The sequence below is a fragment of the Amycolatopsis sp. NBC_00355 genome (assembly GCF_036104975.1).
Taxonomy (GTDB): Bacteria; Actinomycetota; Actinomycetes; order Mycobacteriales; family Pseudonocardiaceae; genus Amycolatopsis.
In genome coordinates, this window is sequence record NZ_CP107982.1 from 2,688,144 (window position 1) to 2,710,838 (window position 22,695).

Sequence of the window (22,695 nt, forward strand, 5' to 3'; positions counted from 1 at the left end):
CATGCTGCTGATCTACGGCAACGAGGAAGCCTTCACCTCGATCGGCGCGGAGGCCCTCGCCGAGCTCATCCGCGAGACCGACGCCCTCAACCAGGAGCTGTTCGAGTCCGGGGAGCTGGTCGGCGCCTACGGGATGGCCGACCAGCTCAACTCCAAGATGGTCCGGGTCGCCGGCGGGACGCCGGTGGTGACCGACGGCCCCTACGCCGAGGCCAAGGAGTACCTGGGCAGCTTCACGATCCTCGACTGCGACAGCCTGGACCGGGCCCTGGAGATCGCGGCGCGCAACCCGTCGGCGCGTCACTGGGGTGTCGAGGTCCGGCCGCTGATGCACGAGGCGAACATCGAGCCGTGACCGACTGGCAGGCCGTCCGGCGGCTGGTCCCGGAGGTGCTCGGCGCGCTGGTGCGCCGCTACGGCCGGTTCGACGCCTGCGAGGACGCCGTCCAGGAGGCCCTGGTAGCGGCCACCGCCCAGTGGCCGGCCGAGGGGTGGCCGGAGAGCCCCCGGGCGTGGCTGACGACGGTGGCGACGCGGCGCCTCGCCGACCAGGCGCGCAGCGACGCAGCTCGCCGCCGGCGGGAGGAGGCCGACGCGATCCGCACGCCGCCTCCGCCCGCCGGCGGCGAGCTGCCCGCCGGCGCCGAAGCCGGCGACGACACCCTCACGCTGCTGTTCCTGTGCTGCCACCCGGCGCTGACGCCGTCGTCGCAGATCGCGCTGACCCTGCGGGCCGTCGGCGGCCTGTCGACCGCCGAAATCGCCCGGGCCTTCCTCGTGCCCGAGGCGACCATGGCGCAGCGCATCAGCCGGGCGAAGCAGCGCATCAAGGCGGCCGGCGCCGGCTTCGCCCTGCCGCCGCCGGCCGAGCAGGCGCAGCGGCTCGGCGTCGTGCTCCAGGTGGTCTACCTCGTCTTCAACGAGGGCTACACGGCGACGTCGGGGGCACGGCTGGTGCGGGCCGAGCTGACGGCCGAGGCCATCCGGCTGGCCCGCGAGCTGCACCGGCTGGTCCCCGGGGACGGCGAGGTGGCCGGGCTCCTGGCCCTGCTGCTGCTGACCGACGCCCGCCGCCCGGCCCGCACGGCCGCGGACGGCTCGCTGGTGCCGCTGAGCGAGCAGGACCGGACGCTCTGGACCACCACCGCCATCGACGAGGGTGTCGCGCTGGTGACCGACACCCTGGCGCGTGGCCCGATCGGCCCGTACCAGCTCCAGGCGGCCATCGCCGCCGTCCACGACGAGGCACCCACCGCCGGCGTCACCGACTGGCCGCAGATCCTGGCCCTCTACACGGTTCTGGAGCGCGTGGCACCGAACCCGACGGTGACGCTCAACCGGGCGGTGGCGGTGGCCGAGGTGCACGGCCCCGCGGCCGGGCTGGCCCTGCTCGACGCCGTCTCGGCCGACGACCGCATCGCCGCGTCCCACCACCTCGTGTCCGTGCGGGCCCACCTGCTGGAGCTGGCCGGCGACCACGACGCGGCCCGCGCCGGCTACCACGAGGCGGCCCGGCGCACCACCAGCGAACCCGAGCGGCGCCACCTCCTGACCCGCGCCGCGCGCCTGGGGTGACCGGCCGCGACGCGCACTGGGTCCGGCGCCGAACCGGCCGCGGCGCCCCCGTCCCCTCCCCCGGACACCACGCTCCGGCCGGACGGCGGCGAGTGGCGTGCCGTCGCCGCGGCGCACGACCTGCCCGAGGGGGCGGTGCTGCCGTTCGACTTCGGGGCCGTGGCGGGGTTCGTCCGGCGGTCCGGCGGGCAGGTGCTGGCGGTGTCGGCGACGTGCACGCACCTGGGCTGCCGGCTGAACCTGGATGCGCCCGCGCGGCAGCTGGACTGCCCGTGCCACCGCACGTCGTTCGCCGTCGACGGCGCGGTGCTGCGCCACCAGCTGCCGGCGACGCCCGCGCCACTGCCCCGCCTGGTCGTCCGGGAGGCCGGCGGTGTGGTCGAGGTGCTGGTGCCGCCGGCCGGGGCGTGACTCCGGCGCGTATCTCCGGACCTGAGCAGATTCGCCGATGTGAAACAGGTTCCGCTGGTGGCCGCGGCCTCCCTGGCGATTTCGGTGTGCGCCCTGCCGTGGCCGGCGCCCTCCGCCGGGCTTACCGGGGCTGCTCCGGCGGCGGCGTGGCCAGGCTCTGGAAGCACGGGCGCAGCAGGTCGACGATCTGCTCCGGTGACGCGTCCGCGAGGTGTGTGAGGCGCAGCAGGTACCGCTCGGCGATCACGCCGTGGACGATCGCGCTGAGCAGGCTCGCGCGCAGGTCGGCGTCGGACGTCGGGATCGCCTCGGTGAGCTGGTTGAGCTGCGGCTCGCCGGCGGCCCGGTAGCGATCGGCGGCGTCGGCGTTCGTGAGCATCGAGCGCAGCACCGCCAGGGACGCGGTCGGTTCGTCGCTCAGGCGCCGGCCCAGTGAGGTGAGCAGCGCTTCGGCCACCTCGTCCGCCGTGCCGCCGGGCAGCTCGTCCGCGGGGATCTCGGAGGCGCGGGCGAAAAGCAGGTCCTTGCTGCCGAAGTAGTGCATGACCAGACCGCCGTCGACCCCGGCGGCCGCCGCGACGGCCCGGATCGTGGTCCGGTCGTAGCCGAGCTCGGCGAAGATCCGGCGGGCCGCGGCGAGGATCCGCTCCTCGCTCTGACGGCGCTGCTGCGCCCTGCTCGGCCGGGCGCTCGGTTCGGTCACGCGGTCATTCTACGGCTGTTGACCCAGCGGGCGAGTTCGTTCTACATTCGTTCAATCAACAAGCGTTCAACGAACTGGGAGCAGCCATGACCGCCACGTCACGCGAAGTCGTCGAGCAGGTCCTGCGCGCGGGCCTCGAGATGGACACGGACACGTTCGCCGGCCTGATGGCCCCGGACGGCTACGTCGAGTGGCCGTACCGCCCGGCCGGCGTCCCGGGGCGCCTCGAGGGCCGCGAGCGGATCCGCGAGTTCCTGACGGCCCAGGCCAGCGGTCTCGTCAGGTTCGAGGAGTACCGGAACACGGTGATCCACGAGACCAAGGACCCGGAGGTGGTGATCGTCGAGTACGACGTCCACGGCACCGTGGTCCCCACCGGCGCGCCCTTCCACCAGACGATCATCGCCGTGCTCCGGATCAGGGACGGCCTGGTCGTCTCGTACCGCGACTACCTCAACCCGTTGGTACTGGCCGAAACCCTCGCCAGCGTCGCCGGCGCCTAGGCGCCGGCGATGGACCCTCGCGCCCCACCGGTGGCCGGCTCGGCGGTGGCCCGCCGTCCGTCAGCCGACGACCACGCCGCCGGCCACCTTCCCGAGGTCCGTCCAGCCGCCGTGGCCGTCGCCGCCCTCCCAGGAGTAGACCGTCGCCGCGGTGGACGTGGAGTCGGCCAGGACGTAGTCCGCGGTGCCGCCGCCGGTGAAGTCGGCGAACGCGACCCGGTCGGCCGCCGTCGTCAGGCCGGTGGCGACCTGGCCGTAGGGCAGCCAGCCACCGCGGCCGTCGCCGCCGCGGTTCAGGTACGCCGACACCGCGCCGGAGGCGGCGAGCGCCGCGTAGTCGGCCGCCCCGTCGCCGTCGAAGTCGGCGAACCGGACCTGGGCGGGGTCGGTCGTCGTCCCGGTCGCCACCTGACCGAGACCGAGCCAGCCACCGCGGCCGTCACCACCCCGGTTCAGGTACGCCGACACCGCGCCGTTGCCCGCGATCGTCAGGTAATCCGTCCGGCCGTCGCCGTCGACGTCCGCGAACCGGACCCGCGCGGGGTCGGTCGTCGTCCCGGTCGCCACCTGACCGAGACCGAGCCAGCCACCGTGCCCGTCGCCACCGCGGTTCAGGTACCCCGACACCGCGCCGCTCGCCGCGATCGTCAGGTAGTCCGCGCGACCGTCGCCGTCGAAGTCCGCGAGCCGCACCCGCGCGGGATCCGTGGTCGTCCCGGTCGCCACCTGGCCCAGCACCGACCAGCCGCCACGGCCGTCGCCGCCCCGGTTCAGGTACGCCGACACCGCGCCCGTGCTCGCGACCGTCAGGTAGTCCGCCCGGCCGTCACCGTCGAAGTCGGCCCAGCGCACCTTGCCCGCGCCCCCGGCCTCCGAAGCCGCGCCGAGCGCCGGGCGGGACGCGATCCAGCCGTCGGTGTACGCCTGGTCCAGCGGCCCGTAGAGGCTCTGCGCCATCCGCTGGTAGCCGGCGTCGTCCGGGTGCAGGTCGTCGGCCATCTCCGCCGACGTCAACGCCGGCGGGTCGACGTAGCGAAACCGGTGCCCCGCCTGCTGTTCGCTCCCCTGCATCGCCTTCACGCCGCTGTTGAACGACGCCGTCGCGCTCTCCAACCCCGGGGTGGTCGGGATCAGCCCGAGGAACAGCAGCGCGACACCGGGCCGGTCCGCGAAGATCCGGTCGACGAGCGTCCGCAACCGCTGGGGCGCCCGGGCGACGTCGATGCCACGGGCCAGGTCGTTGATCCCGACGTGCAGCAGCACCACGTCCGGCCGGTCGACCGCGACCCAGCCGTCGATCCCCGCCGTCAGCTGGTCGATCGTGTACCCGCTGTGGCCTTCGTTGGCCGGCCCGGGCAGGCTTCCCGACGCCTGCGTCCCGACGAACCGCGCCGAATACCGCGACTGCGCGGCCAGCAACCGGGACAGCGGCGCCCGGTAGGACGACGTGGTCGCACTGCCCACCCCCCAGGTGATCGAGTCCCCGAGCGGCATCACCCGCACAGCGGGCCCGAGCGCGGCGGCGGAGGCAGCGGGCGCAAGAAGGACACCGAAAGCGAGCACGACGAAGACGGCGAGGAAACGGCGGAACACGGGAACCTCCCGAATCGACAAGGCTTTCCCGAGGCTCGACACCGCCGCGAGAAGTCCCGAAGCACGCTGAGTGCGTTTCAGGCTGAGCAGTTTCGAGCATGGTGTCAACAGCCGCGTCCGAACTTGTCTGGACAACTTCCGGCCGCCGTCGCCGGCACTGGTCTTTGCGGGGCAACCACCGGGACTTGCGCCGGAAACCGTGCGAAGATCGAGTATCCGGCCCACGAAGAAAGGGCGCGAAAATGCGAAATTCCGCCGAGCCGTCCGGTCGTCGACGGGGGTCCGGGCCGCGCCCCGGGAAACTCGGGAAGATCCTCGTCACCGCGGCGATCGTCGTCGCCGCGCTCGGCGGTCTCGCCGTGCCGGCCACCGCGGCGAACGCCAAGAAGGGCGTCAGCGCGGCCTCTTTCTCCGGCGTGACGTCGGCGCTGAGCGACGTCGGCGCGAAGTGGTTCTACACCTGGGCTTCGGACAAGCAGGGCATCACCGCGCCGGCCGGGACGGAGTTCGTCCCGATGATCTGGGGCAGTGGTTCCGTCACCCCCGCCCAGCTCGCGCAGGCGAAGGCCAACGGCACCACCCTGCTCGCGTTCAACGAGCCGGACCTGGCCGGGCAGGCGAGCATGTCCGTCGACACCGCGCTGAACCTGTGGCCGCAGCTGCAGAACACCGGGATGCGGCTGAGCGCCCCGGCCGTCGCCTACGGCGGTGACGTCGCCGGCGGCTGGCTGGACCGGTTCATGAGCGGCGCGAAAGCACGCGGCTACCGCGTCGACTTCATCCCGCTGCACTGGTACGGCGGCGACTTCTCGACGGCGGCGGCCGGGCAGCTGCAGTCCTACGTCCAAGCCGTCCGCAACCGTTACCACCTCCCGGTCTGGGTCACCGAGTACGCCCTCATCGACTTCTCCGGCACCACCCCGCGTTACCCGTCTCCGGCCCAGCAGGCCGACTTCGTCAGCCGCTCGACGGCGATGCTCAACGGCTTGTCGTTCGTCGAGCGCTACGCCTGGTTCTCGCTGTCGACGTCGACCACCCGGACCGGCCTGTACACCGGAACCACCCCGAACGCGAGCGGCGTCGCCTACCGCGCGGCGTGACCGGACTGTCCTCAGTAGACGCTCACGCCGTAGTCTCCTCGCCAGCGCCGGGGCGCCGGCGGAACCAGGCCGGCGTCTCCCGAGTTCCCCCAAAGGTCCAGATCACTGAGGAAATCGGTCCCGGACAAACCGCGGTCAGCGCGGCGGGCCGACGATCACGTTCCCGAACTTCTCCGCTGCCTCGGCCATCCGCTCCGGGGAGATCTCGAAGCCGTCCGGGCGGGGTTCGGCCCGGTCCCGGCCGGCGTGGCGGAACATGCCCTCGATGCCCGCCGGGGTGTTGATCACCAGCAGGTCGGCCTTCGCGGACGTGATGCGGTAGGCGTGCGGGATGTTCTTGGGCAGGAAGACGATGCCGCCCTCCGCCAGCTCCATCTCCTCCTCCCCCACCCACACCAGCGCGGTGCCCTTGATGAGCATGAAGACTTCGTCTTCCCTGGTGTGCAAGTGGAACGGCGGCGCTTCACCCTTCTCGACGTCGAACCGGCCGACCATCAGCTGACCGTCGGTGGCCGCGCTGTCGAGCAGGATCGACAGCGTGCCGCCGTCGAGCCACTCCAGTTTCTGCTGCTGGTCGGGCTGGGCGAGGTAAGCCATGCTCATCGGTTACTCCGTTCGAAGTGGACGGTCAGAGGGAGCCGAGGACACACAGGCGGCCGGCGACCGCGCGCCGGGCGACGTCGTCGCCGAGCAGCGCCGCCCACCCGGTGGCGTTGTCCTCGTGGTTTCACGTCGCGAACGGGACCAGCTCCGGTCCGGCGTGGTCGTGCAGCCACCGCAGCCTGGCGTAGACATCCTCGATCGGCGTGGGGTCGCGATGTTCGGGGGCGAGCCGGTAGTCGACGGCCGGCATCGGCACCCCGCTCGCGGACACGTACCGGGCGATCTGCGCGTCGAGAGCGCGACGCTGCCCAGGTTCATCCCGCCGCCGTGCAGGTACAGCGCGACGCGGCGGGTCGCGACGTCGCCCGCGGCGGGACGGGGTGCGGCGGCCACGGCTTCGGCCATCGGCGCCAGGATCGCGGCGACCCGAGGGTCGACGGTGAACGTCACAGAGGTCCTTCTTCCCGTCACTCGTGCGCCTTAAACGGACGATATCGTCCGACTAAAGGCCTGTCAACGACGCCTACGGGCCGGCGAGCTGCGATGATCGGTGCCGTGACCGATGAACAGGACAGGGTCGTCCGGCGACGAGGGCCACGCCGGGACGCGGCCGACAACCGCGACCGGGTCCTGGTGGCCGCCGCCGCCGCGGTCCGCCGGGACGGGATCGCGGTCCCGATGGCCACCATCGCGGCGGACGCCGGGGTCGGCGTCGGGACCGTGTACCGCCACTACCCCTCGCGGGACGCGCTGCTCGGCGCGTTGACCCACCGGTCGTTCCGGCTGGTGCTCGAGACCGCCCGCCGGGCCGCGGCCCTCGACGGCCCGGCGATCGACGGGATCCGGTTCTTCCTCGAGCAGACCATCGAGCACGGATCGGACCTGGTCCTGCCGATGCACGGCGGGCCCGCGCCGAGCGACGCGGCCACCGTCGCACTCCGGGACGAGGCCCACCGGACCCTGGGCTCGATCCTCGAGCGAGGACAAGACGACGGCACGCTCCGGAGCGACGTCACCAGGGCCGACATCGTCAGCTTCGGCGCGCTGCTGGCGCAGGGCCTCCCCCACGTCCCGGACTGGCAGCCCGCTGCCCGCCGTCAGACCGACATCTACCTGGACGGTCTGCTGAAACGCGGCAGGTGAACAACTCCGGCATGACGCGGAGTCCGACCTTCACCGGCTTTTGGGCTGTCCCGCCGCACGGCGCGCGCCTCGGTCGAAGCACAAGGTGTGCGACGACCGAGCGGACGGCAAAGCGGAACAGCCCGGAACGAGCACGGGGCCCTGCGCTGCCTCATGTTCACCGCCCGCAGCTTCCGACGGAGCCGGCGGGTGTCGCGTCACTTGCTTCCCGTCCCCGCGGCCGAACCGATGCCGGCCCGGCCGAACAGCTGCTGGGCGACGCTCTTGCACACTTCGGCGCCGTACCGGCGCCCGTCACCCCGGTCCGGGTAGCGCACCATGACGGCGAGCACCCAGTGGTCCCACATCGCCAGGCAGTTCACCGCCCACCGGTTCCCGTGCCGGGTCCAGCCGTTCTCGACCGCCGGGCGCAGCCCCGCGAGGGCCGGTGCCTCCGCGATGCCGAACGTGGTCGCGGGATCGGCCGACCGCATGAGGTCGAGGATCCCGGCCCGCCACTGCGGGCTCACGCCCGGGCCGCGGGCCACGCACCGGCCGAGCAGGGTCGCGTCGGTCGCCGGCATCGTGGTCTTGGACCACCGGCCCGGGTGGATCGTCGTGTCGCGCAACCCACAGGTCCGGATCATCCGGGCGATCGAGGCGTCCCCGCCGAGCCGGAGGTACAGCGTCTGCGCGGCACGATCGTCGCCGAGCCGGAGCATCCGGCTCACCCGTGCCTCGTCGTCGGCCGGGATCCGCGACTCCCGCGAGGCGAGGTAATCCACCGCGAGCCAGATCTTGATCACGGACCCGGCCGTGGTGCGCAAGGTTCCGGCACCGACCACGGCACCGGTGTCCGACTCGCGCAGCGCCCAGGACCATTCACCCCGGACATCGACCCTCACCTCGGCCTCCCGGGGAATCGGCGTGACCGCACGCGTCCCCGGGAACGGCGGAGGGATGTCCGGCGCCGCCGGTGTGCTCGCCGCGGCGGGCACGTCCGGGGGCCGGACGCAGACCGCCGCGGCGAGCACGCCGACGATGACTCCCACCACGACGACGAGCACGGAAACACGCATCGGGACTCCCTCGGCCGGGCCGTTCACCGGTGCCGCGGACGCGCGGAACCCCCGCGTGGACAACGGCTTTCCGGAAACCGCCGAGCCCATCGGGAGGGCGGATCAGATTCCGGCGGTGCGGTGGAACCTCATCGAGTGAGCTGAACGGAGTCCAGCACTTCCCGCGCGGCCTGCCCGTTGGCGTGCGTGCTGTCGATTTCGAGGGTGTAGGCCCCGAGCCGCCGGTGCTGGTGCAGGGGCAGCGGGTCCTGCGGAAAGCCGCTGTCCGCGGCTCTGCTGGTCAAGGACACGGTCAGGGAGAAACACCGGCTGTCGAGCGGGGCCTTCCCCAGCGCCGAATCGGGGCAGAGCACCAGGGTGTTGGTCTCGGGCTCGGCGGTGAACGAGTCGGCCTTCTGCCCGCCGGGGACCCGCAGCGACTTGAGCGGCGACGCGATCACCGGCGGCTTGGTGCCGATCTTCGCCAGCAGGGTGAGCATTTCCGCGGCCGTCACCGGCTTCGTGGTCCGCACCCAGACCCAGCGATCCGGTCCGTCCTGCCACATGACCGACTGCGGGTGCGGGAGCTGGCCGGCGGCCGAGGGTTTCGCGGCCGCCGCGCTGCCGGGCGCGGTGCCGTCGCGGACTTCGATCTCGAACGCGTACCGGTGCTCCTGCGCGTAGTGCACGCTCGCGAAGTGCGGTTGGACGGCCCAGAACATCAAGTCCCAGGAGCTGTCCTCGAGACTGGTCGCCGGCGCGTCCGGGGGCACCTTCCCGCCGGCCGCCGGCCCGGTCGCCGCGGTGGGCGAGGGACTCGCGAGCGTGGCCGGGGGCACCACGGCGGTGCCCCGATCCAGCACGCCGACGGCTCCCACGCCCAGGGCGGCGACCGTGAGCGTCACCGCGGCGACGCTGATCGTGCGGCGCCGCCGGATGCGTCGGGCGGCGACGGCGAGCACGTCGCCGGGATCGGGCGCCAGCGACTCCTGCGCGCGCAGCGCCCGGCGCACCTCGTCGAGGTCGGTCATCACACGATCTCCTTGTCTTCGTCGAGCTGGACACGCAGCGCGCTCAGGCCGCGCGAGACGTGGCTGCGCACCGTTCCGGGCGCGCAGCCGAGGACCGCGGCGATCTCGTCGTCGTCGCGGTCCTCGTAGAACCGCAGCACGATCGCCGCTCGCTGGGCGCGGCTCAGCCGCGCGAGCAGGCCGGTGAGCTGGTCGGCGTCGGCGATCCGCCGCGCCGGATCGGGTGCGGCCGGCTCGCGGAACCGCGTGACGTCGGCGGTGGGGTGCACGGATCGCTGGTACCAGCGGCGCCGCCAGCGGAGGTAACCGTGGACGACGATCTTCCGCATGTACAGGTCGGGCCGATCCGCCGCCGCCACCTGCCGCCAGGCTTGGTGCGCCCGCACGAGCGCGTCCTGCACCACGTCCTGAGCCAGTTCCCGGTCACCGGTCAGCACCGCGGCGAACCGCACCAGGCCCGGCAGCTGCTCACGGGAGAACTCTTCGAACCGCACACCTCTCAAGAGGCCACCTGCCCCGGGTTCTGTTGCAGTCGCGCCCGAGATCTTTTCGGCGCCCCGGCTCCGGGCGGGCCGGCGCACCGGGGTCAGTACTGGCCGAGCCGGGCGCGGACCTCGGCCGCCTTCGGGTGGGCGATCTCGTCGAAGACGACCAGCGCCGCCTCCCAATAGCGCGTCCCGTGGGCGGGGTTGCCCGTGTCGTGCAGCAGCGTGCCGATCTTCTCCAGCGTCGAGGCCCGGCCCTCGGCGTCACCGATGTCCTCCCGGATCAGCAGGGCCTGCTGGTAGCTGCGCTCGGCCTCGATGAACCGCCCGTCACACGCCCGGGCGTAACCCAGGTTGTGCTGGACCGTCGCTTCGAGGTGACGATCACCGAGCCGGGCGGCGAAGGCGGCCGCCTCGGCCAGGCGCTGTCTCGCCTCCTCGGTGCGGCCCATCGTGGCCAGGACGAGACCGACGTTGCCGAGGACCTTGGCCTGCCCCACCACGAACCCGGCCTCACGGCACAGCTCCAGCGACGTCTCCAGCGCCGCCAGGCCCGGACCGGACTCACCGGCTTCGTGCAGCACCATGCCCAGGCTGTCCAGCGCCGCGGCGCAGCCGGTGGTGTCGCCGAGCTCCCGGAGCATCCGCTGGGCCTGGTCGAGGTGCTGCCGGGAAGCCACCAGGTCGCGCAGCCCGTAGCGGTGCGCCGCGCCCAGGCTGTAGTGCATCGCCGCCTCCGCGGCCCGGTTGCCCTCCCGCCGCGCCGCGTCGAGCCCGGCCAGCGCCAGCGTGCACCACGACGACGGGTCGTAGGTGCGCCAGAGGTGGCCGCGGAGCACGTCGATCAGCTGCCAGGCCACGGCTTGCGGCCCGTGCTCGGCGGCGTGCGCCACGACGGCCGCGAAACCGGCGCGTTCGGCGGCCAGCCAGACCCCGGGATCGACCCGTTCCCGCCAGGGCGCCGGCGGGTACTGGCGCAGCTCCGAGAGCCGCAGCATGCCCGGGTACAGCGTCGCGGTCGCCTGGGTGGCGGTCTCCAGGTAGTAGTCGAACAACCGCTCGAGCGCCGCCGCCCGGTCGGCTTCGTCGTCGGTGCGGGCGCTGCGCTGCCCGGCGAACAGGCGGAGCAGGTCGTGGGTCTGGAACCGGCCGCCCGGACGTCGTTGCACCAGGTGCGCGGCGACCAGCCGGTCGACCATCCGCGCCGCCTCCTCCACGCCGACACCCGCCAGCGCGGCGATGGCCGGCATCCCGGCGTCGGCGCCGGGCAGCGAGCCCAGCAACCGGAACAGCCGGGCCGTCTCCGGCGGGAGCGCGGCGTAGGACATCTCGAAGGCCGTCAGCACCGCGGAACGGCTGTCGCCACCCAGGGAGAGCCCGGCGAGCCGATCGCCTTCGGTGAGGACGGTCAGGTACTCCGCGACCGTCTTCCGGCCGGCGATGTTGGCGGCGGCGATCCGCAGCGCGAGCGGCAGGTGCGCGCACAGCCGGGCGAGCTCCGCCAGAGCCGCGGGCGAGGCTTCGGCCGCCTCCCGCTCGCACGACGCCCGCAGCAGCGCGACGGCTTCCTCGCGGGAGACCACGTCGAGCTCGACCAGCAGCGCGTCAACGTGCAGGGTGAGCGCGGCCAGGCTGTTGCGGCTCGTCACGAGCACGGCGCAGTGCGGACTGGCGGCGATGAGCGGGCGCACGTGGTCGGGGCTGACGGCGTCGTCGAGCACCAGCAGCATCCGGCGGTCGGCCAGCACCGAGCGGAAGAGCGCGACCCGGGCGTCGAGATCGACCGGGATGGTGGCGGGCGCGACGCCGAGCGAGGTGAGGAACGCGGCCACCACCTCGCCCGCCGACCGGGTGCCGACCGTGGAGAAGCCGTTGAGACCGGCGTGCAGCTGCCCGTCCGGGAAGCGGTGGCGCATCCGGTGCGCCCACCGCACGGCCAGCGCCGACTTCCCGACGCCCGCGGTGCCGCTGAGCACGACGACCCGCGCCGAGGCGTGCGGCGCGGCGTCGAACACGAACTCGTCCAGCAGCCGCAGCTGCGCGTCCCGGCCGATGAACCGCGACGGGTCGGGCGGCAGCTCGGCGGGGGTGGGTGCCGCCGAGCTGCCGGTTCGGCGGCTGAGCAGGGCCGGGGTCGGGGTGCCCGGTTCCTCGCGGATGCTGTGCAGGTAGGTGCGCTGCAGTTCGGGACCCGGTTCGAGGCCGAGGTTTTCCCGGAGCCGGCCGCGGAAGGCGAGGAAGACGTTGACCGCGGCCGCCCGCTGCCCCGAGGCGGCCAGGGCCCGCATGATCCGCTCCGTCAGCCCTTCGTGCAGCGGGTCGGCGAAGGCCGCCTCCCGCAGCCGGTCGAGGACGTCGTCGTGGTGGCCGAGCGGCACCGCGAGATCCGCGTAGCCGAGCACGGCGGTGAGGCGCTGCTGGGTGACCGCGACGACCACCGGGTGCGGGGCCGCGGGCAGCAGGACGCCGTCCAGGACCTGACCGCGCCACAGCGCCAGAGCCGACCGGTAGGACCGCACGGCCGCGGCGGAATCGCCCGCCCGGCGCTCTTCCTGCGCCTGCGACAGGGCTTCGGTGAACTCCAGCAGATCACTCTGCCCGGGCGCCAGGCCGAGGCGGTAGCCCGGCCCGACCCGGGTCACCAGCCCGGGATCGGCGTCCAGGCCGGCGAAGAACTTCCGCAGCCGCGAGACGTAGGTCTGGACGAGGTTCACCGGCGATCCCGGGGATTCCTCGCCCCACAGGAACTCCACGACGTCCGCACGGGACACGACCTGGTTGGCGCGCAGGGCGAGCAGCCCCAACAGCCGCGTCTGCATCACCGAGCCGAGCGGTACCTCACGGCCATCCCGCCGCACGATCAGCGGGCCCAGCACCTCGACGCGAAACCCGCCGGCCGGGTCGGCGGGAGCCGGGCTGCCGGCGCTCTCCAGCCCGGTGGCGTCGAGGAGCTTCGCCAGTGACCGCGCGTGCGGCCGGCGCACCTCGCCGCGCTCGATGTCCCGCAACGTCCGCACGCTGACCCCGGCACGCGCGGCCAGGTCCTGCTGGCTGATCCCGGCTCGCCGCCGGTACGCCAGCAGCCGCTCCCCCAGCGTCATCGGCCCCCTCGCAAGTCTTCCCCTGTTCCTGCCGGTCGCCGCCGGATTCTGCCGGTCGGGCCGCCGAAGTTCACCGAATCCGCAGGAAGAACGCGATCCAGCAGCGTCCAGGAATGGTACAGCGTTCCGGCGTCACCACACCATATGGTCGGGTTGTCACCAACTGGGGGATTCATGCTTCGCATCCACTTTTCCGACGCCGACCTCGGGCGCGTGCGGATCCTCGCCGAGCCCGACCCGATGTGGGAGGTGCTGCTCAGCCTGCACCAGACGACGCCGGCACCGGCCGACCAGCGCTTCCGAGGCTGGCAGCGCGGCCTGCCGGCACGGCTCGCCCGGCCCACCGGCGTGCTGCGCACGCTGAGCCGGCCGACGGGCTACTCCCCCGACTTCCTCACGCCGTCCGGGGACGTCGCCGACTTCGGCACCGGGCTGGACCTCGTCCTCGGCACCCCGCGCGCCCGGCTGCGCGCCGACATCGCGCAGCTCGCGTCCGGCACCCGGATCGCGTCCTGGCCCGCGGACCTGGCCGACGGCAACGTGCCGGCCCTGAAACTGCTCGGGGAAGCGCTGACGACGTACCACAACACGGCCGTGCGGCCGCACTGGGAAACCATCCGGCGCCACGTGCGCGCCGACCGCCGGAAGCGGGCGGAACTGGCCGTGACCCGGGGTTTCGAGGCCGTGCTGGCCACCCTGCACCCCTCGGCCCGCTGGCGCGCCCCGGTCCTCGAACTGGCCTACCCCGTCGAGCAGGACCTGATCCTCGGCGGCTCCGGGCTGACGCTGGTGCCGTCCCTCTTCTGCTGGCCGGGCCCGATCACGCTGCTGCGCCAGCCGGACCGGCCCGTGCTGGTCTACCCCGTCTCCCCGGAACCCGATTGGGCGGCCGCGTCCCCCGCCGGGTCCGACCGCTCGCTCAACACCCTGCTCGGCCCCACCCGGGCCGAGGTCCTGCGCGTCATCGCGACCCTTCCCCGGGTGAACACCACCGAACTGGCCCGCGCGGCCGGCATTTCGCTGGCCAGCGCCAGCCAGCACACCTCGGTGCTGCGCGGAGCGGGCCTGGTGACCACCGGCCGCTCCCGCGGCTCGGCGTTCCACGAACTTTCGGAGCGCGGCTCTTCCCTGCTCTGCGGCTGAAGAAACCCGCGCGGGCACCATCTCCCGGCCGGCCCCGCAACCGGTGCCGAGCGGCGGGCCCGACGAGGCGGCAGCTCACGCCGTGCCGTCGTAGACGGCCACTCGGCCGAGCGGCGCGAACACGCAGTCCACGACGGACCGCCTCGTCGACCCCGGTCACCGACTACCGGACCGAAACCACCGCGGTCCACAACTTCGCGGCCCCGCACAGACCGGAAACGTCCAGCGCGGAAACCGTCAGCAGAAGCGCGGACCAGACCAGCAGGAATCGAGACGCGGCGACCGAAATTCGCGCCGCGCGTCCGTTCATCCGCTCAACAGGGATCGTATCCCGATTCACCCGATCCACAGTTCGGCCCGCTGACCATTGGAGACGGTCTCCCAGCAGTAGGTCGCATAGCCGAACGTAGCCAGCAGATCCGCATCCCAATTGCATTGGGTACACGCGGTCCAGCCCAGCCACGGGTCGTAGCTGTTGTAGTAGACCGTGGTGTTGGAGGGCGGCAGACCAGTGCCGTCACAACCGTCGGTCGCCATGCTCGAAGCGGTCGCCGCGGTCGCCGGAGACGCCGCGGCCGGAGCGGAGGTGGCCAGCAGCAGCACACCGGCGCCGACAAAAGCGGTAATCGTTGCGCCGATCTTGGCAGATATTTTTTTCACCATCATCAACCTCAAACCTTCTTTGACGGCTTATCGGTTTTGACGCAAGCCAGTACAATCTCACCGGCCGTCCAGCGTCAACCCTTTCACGGAGGACTGAAACGGGAGTGCCGAGCTTTATTTCGGAAGCGCGTCCACTTGCATCGTCGAAACGGGAAGCTCGTGCTGCCACGCCGACCGGTCGCCACCCCAGGGCCCTTCCCGAAAGCCGAGGCAACTTCCCGCGTCCTTCCGCGTGCCCACGGCAACAGCGCGGGAGGGGCACGGTAGCTGCTCGACGGGCGGGGAAACGCGCCAAGGCACGCCGAAGGCCGTCCTGGGGTCTTCGGCGTCGCTCGCGATCGTGGCCGCGCACCAGGAAGTGTTCACCGCGGACGCCGGCCTGCTCATCGCCGGCTTCTGCGGGATGGCCCTGACCCTGTGGCTGGTCGCCTGGCGGTGCGGGACCTGGCGCCCCGGCGAAAACACCCTGCCGGCGTTCGGCCTGCTCGGCTTGCTCCCTGCTGACCATCGGCGGCTCGTCCGTGGTGAGCGAGGTGATCCTGACCCACCGCGGCGAACGGGCCACGGTCGAGGTGGCCGGGATACCCACCGCCGACGACTACACCCTGGTCGTGCCGGGTGGCTCGACCCCGCTGCTGGGCCAGCCGCGCTCCTCGCTGGAGTTCGCCGCCGGAGAACGGTTCACGGTGCTCTAATTCGGCTTCCCCCTCGGCCAGGGCGGCGCGCGAAGCGGGTAGTCCCTGGCCCTCGCACGTGACGACAGCGGGCCGGGAGCCGGGCGCGCGCGAAATCCGGCGCGGTCACATCGGGCGTTCTGCGATACTCGCCGTCGTGAACAGTGGCAACACCACGGCGGGGGTGCGTTTCCTGCTCTCGCTGATCGAGCAGGACGACGCGGCCGTGGTCCGGCGGCGACTCGGGATCGGCGCCCCGGAGCCGCTCACCGACGCGGGCGCCGCGTGGGAGCTCGACCGGCTGGACTCGCCCCGGTCGGTCCTGCTGTGGATGCTCGAACGCGACGATCCCGGTACGAACCGGCTGGTGTTCCACCAATCCCGCGTCGGCAACGAGCTCAAGCGCGACATCCTGCGTGGCCTGCCGTTCGGTACCGCGACCGGGCCGCTGCCGGTGGAGATCGACTGCGGGCGGCCGTACTGCTCGCACGCGGAACCGGACGTCCCGGTCAGCCGGCACGGTCTGATCGGCGGCTTGCGCGAGGCGCGGACGATGGGCTCGGGCCGGGTGGCGGCGCGGGCCGTCGGCAAGCCCGACTGGGCCGAGGTCGCCGAGGCGGATCGACTGGAGCCGTTGCCCGGCTTCGCGCGCTGGGCGCTGGGCACACGGATCGACTGTCCTCCCGAGTTGCGCGAGCGGTTCTGCTCGCACCCCAAGTTCAGGAATCGGTTCCGCAGAGCGGGCATCGTCGAACCGCGGGAGTACGTCGAGCTCGGCCGCCCACCGCGGGACGTGCTGGCGGTGCTGTACTTCGGCACCCGGCTGTTCCCGCACCGGGCGGGCGAGGTCGCCGCCGTGCTGACGCCGCTGGTGCGCACCGAGATCGGGGCGAACCCGGACGCGTGGGCGGTGCTCGCGCAGCTGCTGCCGACGTTCGCCGGAACGGTGCCCGAACTGGTGGCCACGAGCGGCGCCATCACGCGTGTGTGAGTGAGTGACGGGCGGCTGGATTCGAACCAGCGTATCCCTCCGTGTGGAGGAGGTGCGACTGCCTCTGCGCTACGACCCGTCGATCCGGATGTTACAGGGGGGAAAGTGGTTTTCCGGAAACGGCTGCCAGTCATCGACCTGACCGACCGGCGGGCGCTGGCGAACTGGCGACCGGCCTCGCCCGACGTGATCGCCGAGGCGGAACGGCTCAAGGAGGCCGCCTTGCTCGACTTCGGTCTCACCGAATCCGTGGTCGGCTCGTGGCTGTTCGCCAAGTGCCGGCACCAGGTCGCCACGACGGCGATCGACACCGCCGCGGTCGTCGCGTCCGGCGACGGCACGTGCCTCCTGCTGTTCAACCCCGCCTTCTTCGCCGGCATCGGGCTGGACGGTGTCAAGTTCGTGCTGTTCCACGAGGCCAGGCACTTGGTGCACCGGCACCTGTTCGCCGATCCGGAGCTGCGTGAGGACCCGGTGTTCACCCTCGCGGCCGAGGTGGCGATCAACCACGTCGCGACGGTGCGGCTGGGCCGGGGACTTCCCGTCCTGGACGGGAAATCGATCGGCGTCGACCCCGCGGACGTCCACGAACGGTACGTCGAAGACCTCACCGAACACCGGCTGGAGCCACTGGCCTACGGCGACTTCATCTGCACCGACATGACCGTCTACACCGAACTCAAGCGCATGAAGCACCCGCCGGTGCCGGCCCCGGTGTGTGTCCACCTGACCCATCGGCTTCCGGCGGACCAGGAGACGGTCGACGCGGCCGTGTCGTCGGCGTTGCTGAACTCGCTGCTGGCGGCCCGCCGCGGCAACACCGGTGCCGAGTCGGAGCTGCTCGACCTGATGGGACGCACCGAAGAGACGGCGAGCCGGATCTGGGGCACCCTCGGCGCAGGTGTGCTGCGGGGCATGACGGCCCGGACCGGCCGGGTCGACTGGTGGCAGCGGTGGCTGGTCGACGTCCTCGGATCGAAGCTGCGCGAGGGCGAGCGGCTGGTGTACCCGAAGAAACACGGCGCCGTGCTGGCCGCGCTCGGCCACGAACCGATGTTGTCGCGACGCGGGCCGGTGCGGGACAAGGTGCTGGTCATCGCCTACGACACCTCCGGGTCGATGCCCTCGAGCGTGGTGAGCTGGATGACCGAACTGGTCGGCGGGATCGACGGTGTGCAGGCGCACTGGCTGGCATTCGACGGTGTCGTGCTGCCGTTCCGGCCGGGTGAACCGGTCCTCGGCGGTGGCGGCACCAGTTTCCAGGCGGTCGTCGACTACGTCGAGGGGCGGTCCGCAGTGGAGGGACAGCACTTCGAGGAACGTCCGGACGCCGTGGTCGTGCTCACCGACGGGTATGCCCCCCACGTGACACCGGCCGAACCGGACAAGTGGATCTGGCTGATCACCGAGGGCGGCGACGACTGGCCCGACCAGCACACCCCACCCATGGCCTGCCACCGGGTGCGGCCCGTGACCGGAAGAGAACGATGACCGAGACCCAGCGCACGACCTGGCGGCCCAACGCGACCTACCGGACCGCCCCCGAAGGCGGCTCACGGCTGGCCGACTTCATCGACGCGATGATCGACATCGGCCAGACCGGCCAGATCTTCGGCACGCACGGCATCGGCAAGACCGCGACCTTCTTCTCGCACATCGCCGAGGCGCACCCCGGCACCGCGCTGGTGTTCGTGCCCGCCGCCAACCTCACCCCGGACGACCTGCTGATCAACGCCCCGGTGCGGGAGGACGGCGAGTTCGTGCTGCGGCAGCTGGTGATGAGCCAGCTGCGGCCGGGCAAGCCGTTCGTGCTGCTGATCGACGACTCGCTGCAGGCGGCGGAGACGATCCAGTCGCAGCTCATGCAGATCGCGTGCAACTGGACGCTGGGCGAGCACGACCTGCGGGCGCTCGGCTGCGTCGGTGTGTTCCTGACGGACAACGAGTCGCTCGCCGAGACCTCCGCGCGGCGCAGCGACCTCGCGATCCTGGACCGCATGGTCACCGTGCGGATGACCGCCAACGACACGATGTGGCGGAGCACGCTCGCGGCGCGCCACCGCAGCTGGGATCTGGATGCGTTCTTCGGCGTGTGGAACGCGCTCGGACCCGAGCTGCGCGAGGCGCTGTCCCCGCGCACGATGGAGCACGTCCTGGCCCTCGCCCGGGAGAGGTTCCCGCTGCGCTGGGCGCTTCCGCTGGTCAATGGCGAGCGGCTGCGGCTGGTCGAGACGCGCGGCAAGCGAACCGTGGACCGCACCACCGAGATCCTCGGCCGGCTCGCCGACGCGCTGGGCGTGCCGAACCCCGCCACCATCCCGGATCCGGTCCGGCAGGTACTGCGAGCCGCGCTGCGCAACCGCTGGAGCGTGCTGCTGCAGGGCCCGCCCGGCTGCGGCAAGACCGAGCTGGTGCGCGAGACGATCCGGGCCGAGCTCGGCCGTGACCCGCTGTACTTCTCGTTGCCGGTGACCAACGTCGAGGACCTGTGCACGCCGATCCCGACGTCGGACGGCACGCTCGAGAACCTGCTGGCGCGGCCGTTCACCGGCCGCGAGCCGAAGGCGATCGTGTGGGACGAGTACAACCGCCCCAAGGACAAGGCGGCGTTCGCCCGGCTGATGGAGATCACCCAGGAGTGGTCACTGGCCGGGCGGCCGATCGAGAACCTGCGGGCCCAGGTGGCGATCCAGAACCCGCCCTACCACCTGGGGCGCAAGCTCCTGGTGGCCCGCAACAACATCGCGCAGGCGACCCGGTTCACCGCGTCGCTGGTGGTCGAGCCGGCCGACATCCCGGCCAACGAGTGGCTGATCCGCAAGTACGGCAGCGTGGCGGAAACCGTGCTGGAGTGGTGGAAGCACGACATCGACGACGAGGGCCGGGAGTGGATCACCAAGCGGACCATCGAACGGCTCGTCAAGTTGCACGAGCGCGGCCTGCCTCTGGAGCTGGGCACGATCTACCTCGGTGACGGCGAGTACGCGCCGGTGCCGCTGACCGCGCTGATCGACCGGCTGGCCCACCGGCCGGTGACCGGGCTCGCCGAGCTGGCCCGGCAGGCGGACCGGTGGGTGGCGCGGCTGCGGTCCGAGTCGGCGTCGGCCGAGGGCGGCGACGGCAGCGATGTCGTGCACCAAGTGCTCGCCAACGCCGAGCTGTCGCAGTTGCGCCGGCACCGGAAGGTCGTCGCGCGGCTGGTCGTGTTGCTGCCACCCAAACTCCGGGCCACCTATCTGGTCGGGGTGACCGACGACCGGCAGCGATTCTGGATCGAGGTTTTCACGAAGCTGCCGCGCTAGACCGGTGGCGGCTGCCGGTGCACGCTGCGCACCGCGGCCACATCGGCCGCCACCGCCGGCCGCTCGGGGATCGCGACACTCGCCATGTCGAGCCGACGCCTGATGCTGGTGGCGATGCCCTTGCCGAGCACGAAACGGGTCGGTGTGGCCGCTCGCTGGGCGCCGTCCAGCAGCCGGTGGGCGGCCTGGCTGCCGAGCCCGGTGTTGCTCAGCACCAGGTGCCGCAGTCCGTGTGGCCGTTCCGCGAGCGCGCCGGCGATGGCCGTCGCGGCGGTCTCGTCCAGCTGGTTGTCCCGGGCGTCGAGGACCTTCGCGGCCTTCACCCGCCCGAGATCGCACACCTCCACCCCGGCACGGGCCGCCGAGATCACCAGCCCGGCCGTCGCCTGCGGGCCGATCCCGTTGCTGGCCAGGGAGATCCGGCGCAAGCTCCCCGGCGCGAGCGCCTCGGCAATGGTGTGCGCACCCCCGTCGCCCAGCTCGGCCGCGGACACGTACAGCTCGGTCACCGCGCCGACGGCCAGCAGGGCTGCCAGGTGGGTCGCACCGGCCGGGCCGAGCCGGTTGCCCCCGATGTAGAGCCGCTCGATGCGGCGGCCGGCCCCGGCCGCGGTGAGGATCGCCGCCACCACCTTCGCCACGCCGTCGGCGTCGAGGCCGGTCTGGACCAGATCCAAGGTGCGTAACGAGCGCGCGGACTCGATGAGCGCGGCCGCCGCGTCCCCGTCGCCGATCGGGTTGCGCTTGAGCCAGACACCGGTCACCTTGCCGGCCTGCGGCGACATCCTCAGGTTGTCCGCGATCCGGCACACGCCGCCCGCGGTGATGCCGTTGCAGCCGAGGTAGAGTGTCTCGACCTCGCGCTCGACGGCCTGGCCGGCGACCTCGGCCGCGCCGTCGCCGAGTCCGTCCGTGCCCAGCAGAAGGTGCTTGATCACGCCGGGCCGCAGCGCCTCCGCCACCAAAGCCGCGGCGTCCGGACCGAGTGCCGATTTGCACAGGTCGAGCCGGCCGTCGGGAAGCGCCGTGCCGGTCGGGAAGTCCCGCCGTTCGGTGGTGGCCGTGCCGGTGCGCAGCCACTCCAGGAGGGGTTCGAGCCGACTCACCACGCCGCCTCCCGGTAGTCCTTGAGGAACACGCCCGCGCTCGGCGCACCCTGCTCGCCCCGCACGATCGGGTCGTACACCCGCGCCGCACCGTCCACGATGTCCAGCGGCGTGCGGAAGCCGTCGCCGGCGACCCTGGCCTTCTTCGGCATCGGGTTCTCGTCGGTGATCCAGCCGGTGTCAACCGAGCACATGTAGACGCCCTGCTCCGCGAGTTCGGGCCCGCTGGTGCGGGTCAGCATGTTGAGCGCCGCCTTGGCCATGTTCGTGTGCGGGTGGCCGGAAGTCTTGTTCCGCACGGTGAACCGGCCCTCGACGGCGGTCACGTTGACTACGTACCGGCGCCGGTGCGGCGAGGCCAGCAACAGCGGCAGCAGCCGATCGCACAGGAGGGTCGGGGCGAGCGCGTTGATCAGCTGCGTCTCCAGCACCTCCGCCGCGTCGAGTTCGCCCACGCGGACCGACCACGAGTTGACCGGTGCGGTGTCGGGCAGCAGCCCCGCCTCGTCGATCTCGGCGAGAGCCAGAGCACCGTGGCTCTGCCCCAGCGCCAGCATCGGGCTGAATCCCGGGGCCAGCAGAACGTTCGACGGCAGCCCGCCGGTCTCGCCGTCGATCAGCGCCGCGTAGGACTCGGGGGGCCGCCGCACGGTCTGCGCGGCGTTGTTGACCAGGATGTCGAGCGGCCTGCCGTCCGCGCGTAGTGACTCGGCGAGGCCGAGCACCTGGCGTGGATCACGCAGGTCGACGCCGAGCACCGTCAGCCGGTCCAGCCACCGTTCGCTGCCCGGCGCCGCCTCGAAACGGCGTTGCGCGTCGCGCGGGAACCGGGTCGTGACCAGCAGTTCGGCGCCGTCCCGCAGCAACATCAGCGCCAACTGGAAGCCGATCTTCACCCGTCCCCCGGTGAGCAACGCACGGCGTCCCGTCAGGTCGGTGCTCGCGCTCCGGCGTTCGGCGTTCTCCTGCGCGCAGGACGGGCAAAGCCGGTGGTAGAACGCGTCCGCGAGCTGGTAGGGCTCCTTGCAGACGTAACACCGCCTGCTCCGGGCCAACGGGCGTGCCACCGCCTCCGGGACCGGCTGCAGCGGCGCGTCCTCGCGCCGGTCCGGGGCTCCGGTCGCCGTGGCCGCGTCCACCGCCGCGTCCGCTTCGGCGCGTCCGGCCGTGCGCACCCTCTTGCGGAGCTGTCGGCCCTCCCGAGCGAACGACTCCGCCACCCGCTCGGCCTTCAACCGTGCCGGGTCGTCCACCGGCAGCGCCCGCAGCCGCGCGACGGTCTCGTGGAACGCCGCCAGTTCGGCCTCGGTGATCATGCGGTCCCCTCCTGCGACTCCGGCCGGATCCGCCTCGGGAGGGCGGTGCGCCTGCCTCCGCGCAACAGGACCGAGCCTGCCAGGGCGGCCGGATTCGAACCGACGTGCTCCGGATCCGCAGTCCAGTGCGCCTGCCTCTGCGCTACGACCCTGGCATTGCCGAGATCATATCCTCCCGCCGGGAACCTCACGCGGGGCTGTCCGGCGGCTATCGG

General features: G+C 72.4%; 21 protein-coding genes, 2 tRNA genes and 1 pseudogene. 11 read left to right on the forward strand and 13 right to left on the reverse strand.

All coding sequences use genetic code 11. From position 1 onward, the window contains the following. Position 1 precedes the first annotated feature (1 nt). The 3 genes and pseudogenes from OHS18_RS11075 to OHS18_RS11085 form a co-directional block, all read left to right on the forward strand. Positions 2-355, forward strand: coding sequence for a YciI family protein (locus tag OHS18_RS11075; protein WP_442874469.1), 354 nt, complete (start codon positions 2-4; stop codon positions 353-355). Next, positions 352-1,575, forward strand: coding sequence for an RNA polymerase sigma factor (locus OHS18_RS11080; RefSeq protein WP_328616913.1), 1,224 nt, complete (start codon positions 352-354; stop codon positions 1,573-1,575). The genes OHS18_RS11075 and OHS18_RS11080 overlap by 4 nt, the downstream gene beginning before the upstream one ends. Before the next feature lie 102 nt (positions 1,576-1,677). Beyond that, positions 1,678-1,986: pseudogene (locus tag OHS18_RS11085) on the forward strand (ubiquinol-cytochrome c reductase iron-sulfur subunit); the annotation flags it as partial. Positions 1,987-2,107: 121 nt separating this feature from the next. Here OHS18_RS11085 and OHS18_RS11090 read toward each other — a convergent pair. Then, positions 2,108-2,689, reverse strand: a complete 582-nt coding sequence (locus OHS18_RS11090) for a TetR/AcrR family transcriptional regulator (RefSeq protein WP_328453325.1) — start codon at positions 2,687-2,689, stop codon at positions 2,108-2,110. An 86-nt stretch (positions 2,690-2,775) separates the two neighbouring features. Between OHS18_RS11090 and OHS18_RS11095 the strand changes: the two genes are divergently transcribed. Continuing rightward, positions 2,776-3,192 carry a nuclear transport factor 2 family protein gene (locus OHS18_RS11095; RefSeq protein WP_328616914.1) on the forward strand — a complete coding sequence of 139 codons (417 nt, stop codon included), beginning with the start codon at positions 2,776-2,778 and terminating at the stop codon, positions 3,190-3,192. 60 nt (positions 3,193-3,252) lie between these two features. On the opposite strand, the gene OHS18_RS11100 is transcribed toward OHS18_RS11095, so the two are convergent. Then, positions 3,253-4,785 carry an FG-GAP-like repeat-containing protein gene (locus OHS18_RS11100; protein ID WP_328616915.1) on the reverse strand — a complete coding sequence of 511 codons (1,533 nt, stop codon included), beginning with the start codon at positions 4,783-4,785 and terminating at the stop codon, positions 3,253-3,255. Positions 4,786-5,027: 242 nt separating this feature from the next. On the opposite strand from OHS18_RS11100, the gene OHS18_RS11105 reads away from it, so the two are divergent. Further along, positions 5,028-5,885, forward strand: a complete 858-nt coding sequence (locus OHS18_RS11105) for a glycoside hydrolase family protein (protein WP_328453322.1) — start codon at positions 5,028-5,030, stop codon at positions 5,883-5,885. A gap of 135 nt (positions 5,886-6,020) precedes the next feature. On the opposite strand, the gene OHS18_RS11110 is transcribed toward OHS18_RS11105, so the two are convergent. Both OHS18_RS11110 and OHS18_RS11115 read right to left on the reverse strand, forming a co-directional pair. Further along, on the reverse strand, positions 6,021-6,488 hold the full coding sequence (locus OHS18_RS11110; protein ID WP_328453321.1) for a cupin domain-containing protein: 468 nt from the start codon (positions 6,486-6,488) through the stop codon (positions 6,021-6,023). A 124-nt stretch (positions 6,489-6,612) separates the two neighbouring features. Next, the gene (locus OHS18_RS11115) at positions 6,613-6,759 is read right to left on the reverse strand and encodes an alpha/beta hydrolase fold domain-containing protein (RefSeq protein ID WP_328616916.1); all 147 of its coding nucleotides are present in this window, start codon (positions 6,757-6,759) and stop codon (positions 6,613-6,615) included. A gap of 284 nt (positions 6,760-7,043) precedes the next feature. Between OHS18_RS11115 and OHS18_RS11120 the strand changes: the two genes are divergently transcribed. Continuing rightward, positions 7,044-7,631 (forward strand): TetR/AcrR family transcriptional regulator, encoded by a 588-nt coding sequence (locus tag OHS18_RS11120; protein WP_328453317.1) that lies wholly within the window; start codon positions 7,044-7,046, stop codon positions 7,629-7,631. A gap of 197 nt (positions 7,632-7,828) precedes the next feature. On the opposite strand, the gene OHS18_RS11125 is transcribed toward OHS18_RS11120, so the two are convergent. From OHS18_RS11125 to OHS18_RS11140, 4 genes are all read right to left on the reverse strand, one after another. Further along, complete coding sequence (locus tag OHS18_RS11125; protein ID WP_328453315.1) at positions 7,829-8,689, reverse strand: serine hydrolase; 861 nt, start codon at positions 8,687-8,689, stop codon at positions 7,829-7,831. A gap of 128 nt (positions 8,690-8,817) precedes the next feature. Then, positions 8,818-9,699 carry a hypothetical protein gene (locus tag OHS18_RS11130; protein ID WP_328616917.1) on the reverse strand — a complete coding sequence of 294 codons (882 nt, stop codon included), beginning with the start codon at positions 9,697-9,699 and terminating at the stop codon, positions 8,818-8,820. After that, entirely contained in the window at positions 9,699-10,193 is a 495-nt protein-coding gene (locus OHS18_RS11135; RefSeq protein ID WP_328458893.1) for a SigE family RNA polymerase sigma factor, read from the reverse strand. The genes OHS18_RS11130 and OHS18_RS11135 overlap by 1 nt, the downstream gene beginning before the upstream one ends. Before the next feature lie 92 nt (positions 10,194-10,285). Beyond that, entirely contained in the window at positions 10,286-13,285 is a 3,000-nt protein-coding gene (locus OHS18_RS11140; protein ID WP_328453311.1) for a BTAD domain-containing putative transcriptional regulator, read from the reverse strand. A 174-nt stretch (positions 13,286-13,459) separates the two neighbouring features. On the opposite strand from OHS18_RS11140, the gene OHS18_RS11145 reads away from it, so the two are divergent. Next, complete coding sequence (locus OHS18_RS11145) at positions 13,460-14,428, forward strand: ArsR/SmtB family transcription factor (RefSeq protein ID WP_328453309.1); 969 nt, start codon at positions 13,460-13,462, stop codon at positions 14,426-14,428. 336 nt (positions 14,429-14,764) lie between these two features. On the opposite strand, the gene OHS18_RS11150 is transcribed toward OHS18_RS11145, so the two are convergent. Further along, on the reverse strand, positions 14,765-15,094 hold the full coding sequence (locus OHS18_RS11150; protein WP_328616918.1) for a hypothetical protein: 330 nt from the start codon (positions 15,092-15,094) through the stop codon (positions 14,765-14,767). A gap of 530 nt (positions 15,095-15,624) precedes the next feature. Between OHS18_RS11150 and OHS18_RS11155 the strand changes: the two genes are divergently transcribed. After that, entirely contained in the window at positions 15,625-15,786 is a 162-nt protein-coding gene (locus OHS18_RS11155; RefSeq protein ID WP_328616919.1) for a hypothetical protein, read from the forward strand. Positions 15,787-15,922: 136 nt separating this feature from the next. Next, the gene (locus OHS18_RS11160) at positions 15,923-16,756 is read left to right on the forward strand and encodes a hypothetical protein (protein ID WP_328616920.1); all 834 of its coding nucleotides are present in this window, start codon (positions 15,923-15,925) and stop codon (positions 16,754-16,756) included. Between the two features lie 5 nt (positions 16,757-16,761). Here OHS18_RS11160 and OHS18_RS11165 read toward each other — a convergent pair. Further along, positions 16,762-16,837, reverse strand: a tRNA-Val gene (locus OHS18_RS11165). Between the two features lie 24 nt (positions 16,838-16,861). Here OHS18_RS11165 and OHS18_RS11170 point away from each other — a divergent pair. After that, positions 16,862-18,247, forward strand: coding sequence for a vWA domain-containing protein (locus tag OHS18_RS11170; RefSeq protein ID WP_328616921.1), 1,386 nt, complete (start codon positions 16,862-16,864; stop codon positions 18,245-18,247). Continuing rightward, on the forward strand, positions 18,244-20,058 hold the full coding sequence (locus OHS18_RS11175; RefSeq protein WP_328616922.1) for an AAA family ATPase: 1,815 nt from the start codon (positions 18,244-18,246) through the stop codon (positions 20,056-20,058). The genes OHS18_RS11170 and OHS18_RS11175 overlap by 4 nt, the downstream gene beginning before the upstream one ends. On the opposite strand, the gene OHS18_RS11180 is transcribed toward OHS18_RS11175, so the two are convergent. The 3 genes from OHS18_RS11180 to OHS18_RS11190 all read right to left on the reverse strand — a co-directional run bounded on the left by OHS18_RS11180 (position 20,055) and on the right by OHS18_RS11190 (position 22,635). After that, on the reverse strand, positions 20,055-21,164 hold the full coding sequence (locus OHS18_RS11180; RefSeq protein WP_328616923.1) for a ribonuclease inhibitor: 1,110 nt from the start codon (positions 21,162-21,164) through the stop codon (positions 20,055-20,057). The genes OHS18_RS11175 and OHS18_RS11180 overlap by 4 nt on opposite strands. After that, positions 21,161-22,480 carry an SDR family NAD(P)-dependent oxidoreductase gene (locus OHS18_RS11185; RefSeq protein ID WP_328616924.1) on the reverse strand — a complete coding sequence of 440 codons (1,320 nt, stop codon included), beginning with the start codon at positions 22,478-22,480 and terminating at the stop codon, positions 21,161-21,163. The genes OHS18_RS11180 and OHS18_RS11185 overlap by 4 nt, the downstream gene beginning before the upstream one ends. 77 nt (positions 22,481-22,557) lie before the next feature. After that, positions 22,558-22,635, reverse strand: a tRNA-Arg gene (locus tag OHS18_RS11190). Between the last annotated feature and the right edge of the window lie 60 nt (positions 22,636-22,695).

Coding starts and splice junctions, on each gene's coding strand:
- OHS18_RS11075 (WP_442874469.1), top strand. CDS start 2: ATGCTGCTGATCTACGGCAACGAGGAAGCCTTCACCTCGATCGGCGCG.
- OHS18_RS11095 (WP_328616914.1), top strand. CDS start 2,776: ATGACCGCCACGTCACGCGAAGTCGTCGAGCAGGTCCTGCGCGCGGGC.
- OHS18_RS11105 (WP_328453322.1), top strand. CDS start 5,028: ATGCGAAATTCCGCCGAGCCGTCCGGTCGTCGACGGGGGTCCGGGCCG.
- OHS18_RS11110 (WP_328453321.1), bottom strand. CDS start 6,488: ATGAGCATGGCTTACCTCGCCCAGCCCGACCAGCAGCAGAAACTGGAG.
- OHS18_RS11125 (WP_328453315.1), bottom strand. CDS start 8,689: ATGCGTGTTTCCGTGCTCGTCGTCGTGGTGGGAGTCATCGTCGGCGTG.
- OHS18_RS11130 (WP_328616917.1), bottom strand. CDS start 9,699: ATGACCGACCTCGACGAGGTGCGCCGGGCGCTGCGCGCGCAGGAGTCG.
- OHS18_RS11140 (WP_328453311.1), bottom strand. CDS start 13,285: ATGACGCTGGGGGAGCGGCTGCTGGCGTACCGGCGGCGAGCCGGGATC.
- OHS18_RS11145 (WP_328453309.1), top strand. CDS start 13,460: ATGCTTCGCATCCACTTTTCCGACGCCGACCTCGGGCGCGTGCGGATC.
- OHS18_RS11150 (WP_328616918.1), bottom strand. CDS start 15,094: ATGATGGTGAAAAAAATATCTGCCAAGATCGGCGCAACGATTACCGCT.
- OHS18_RS11175 (WP_328616922.1), top strand. CDS start 18,244: ATGACCGAGACCCAGCGCACGACCTGGCGGCCCAACGCGACCTACCGG.
- OHS18_RS11185 (WP_328616924.1), bottom strand. CDS start 22,480: ATGATCACCGAGGCCGAACTGGCGGCGTTCCACGAGACCGTCGCGCGG.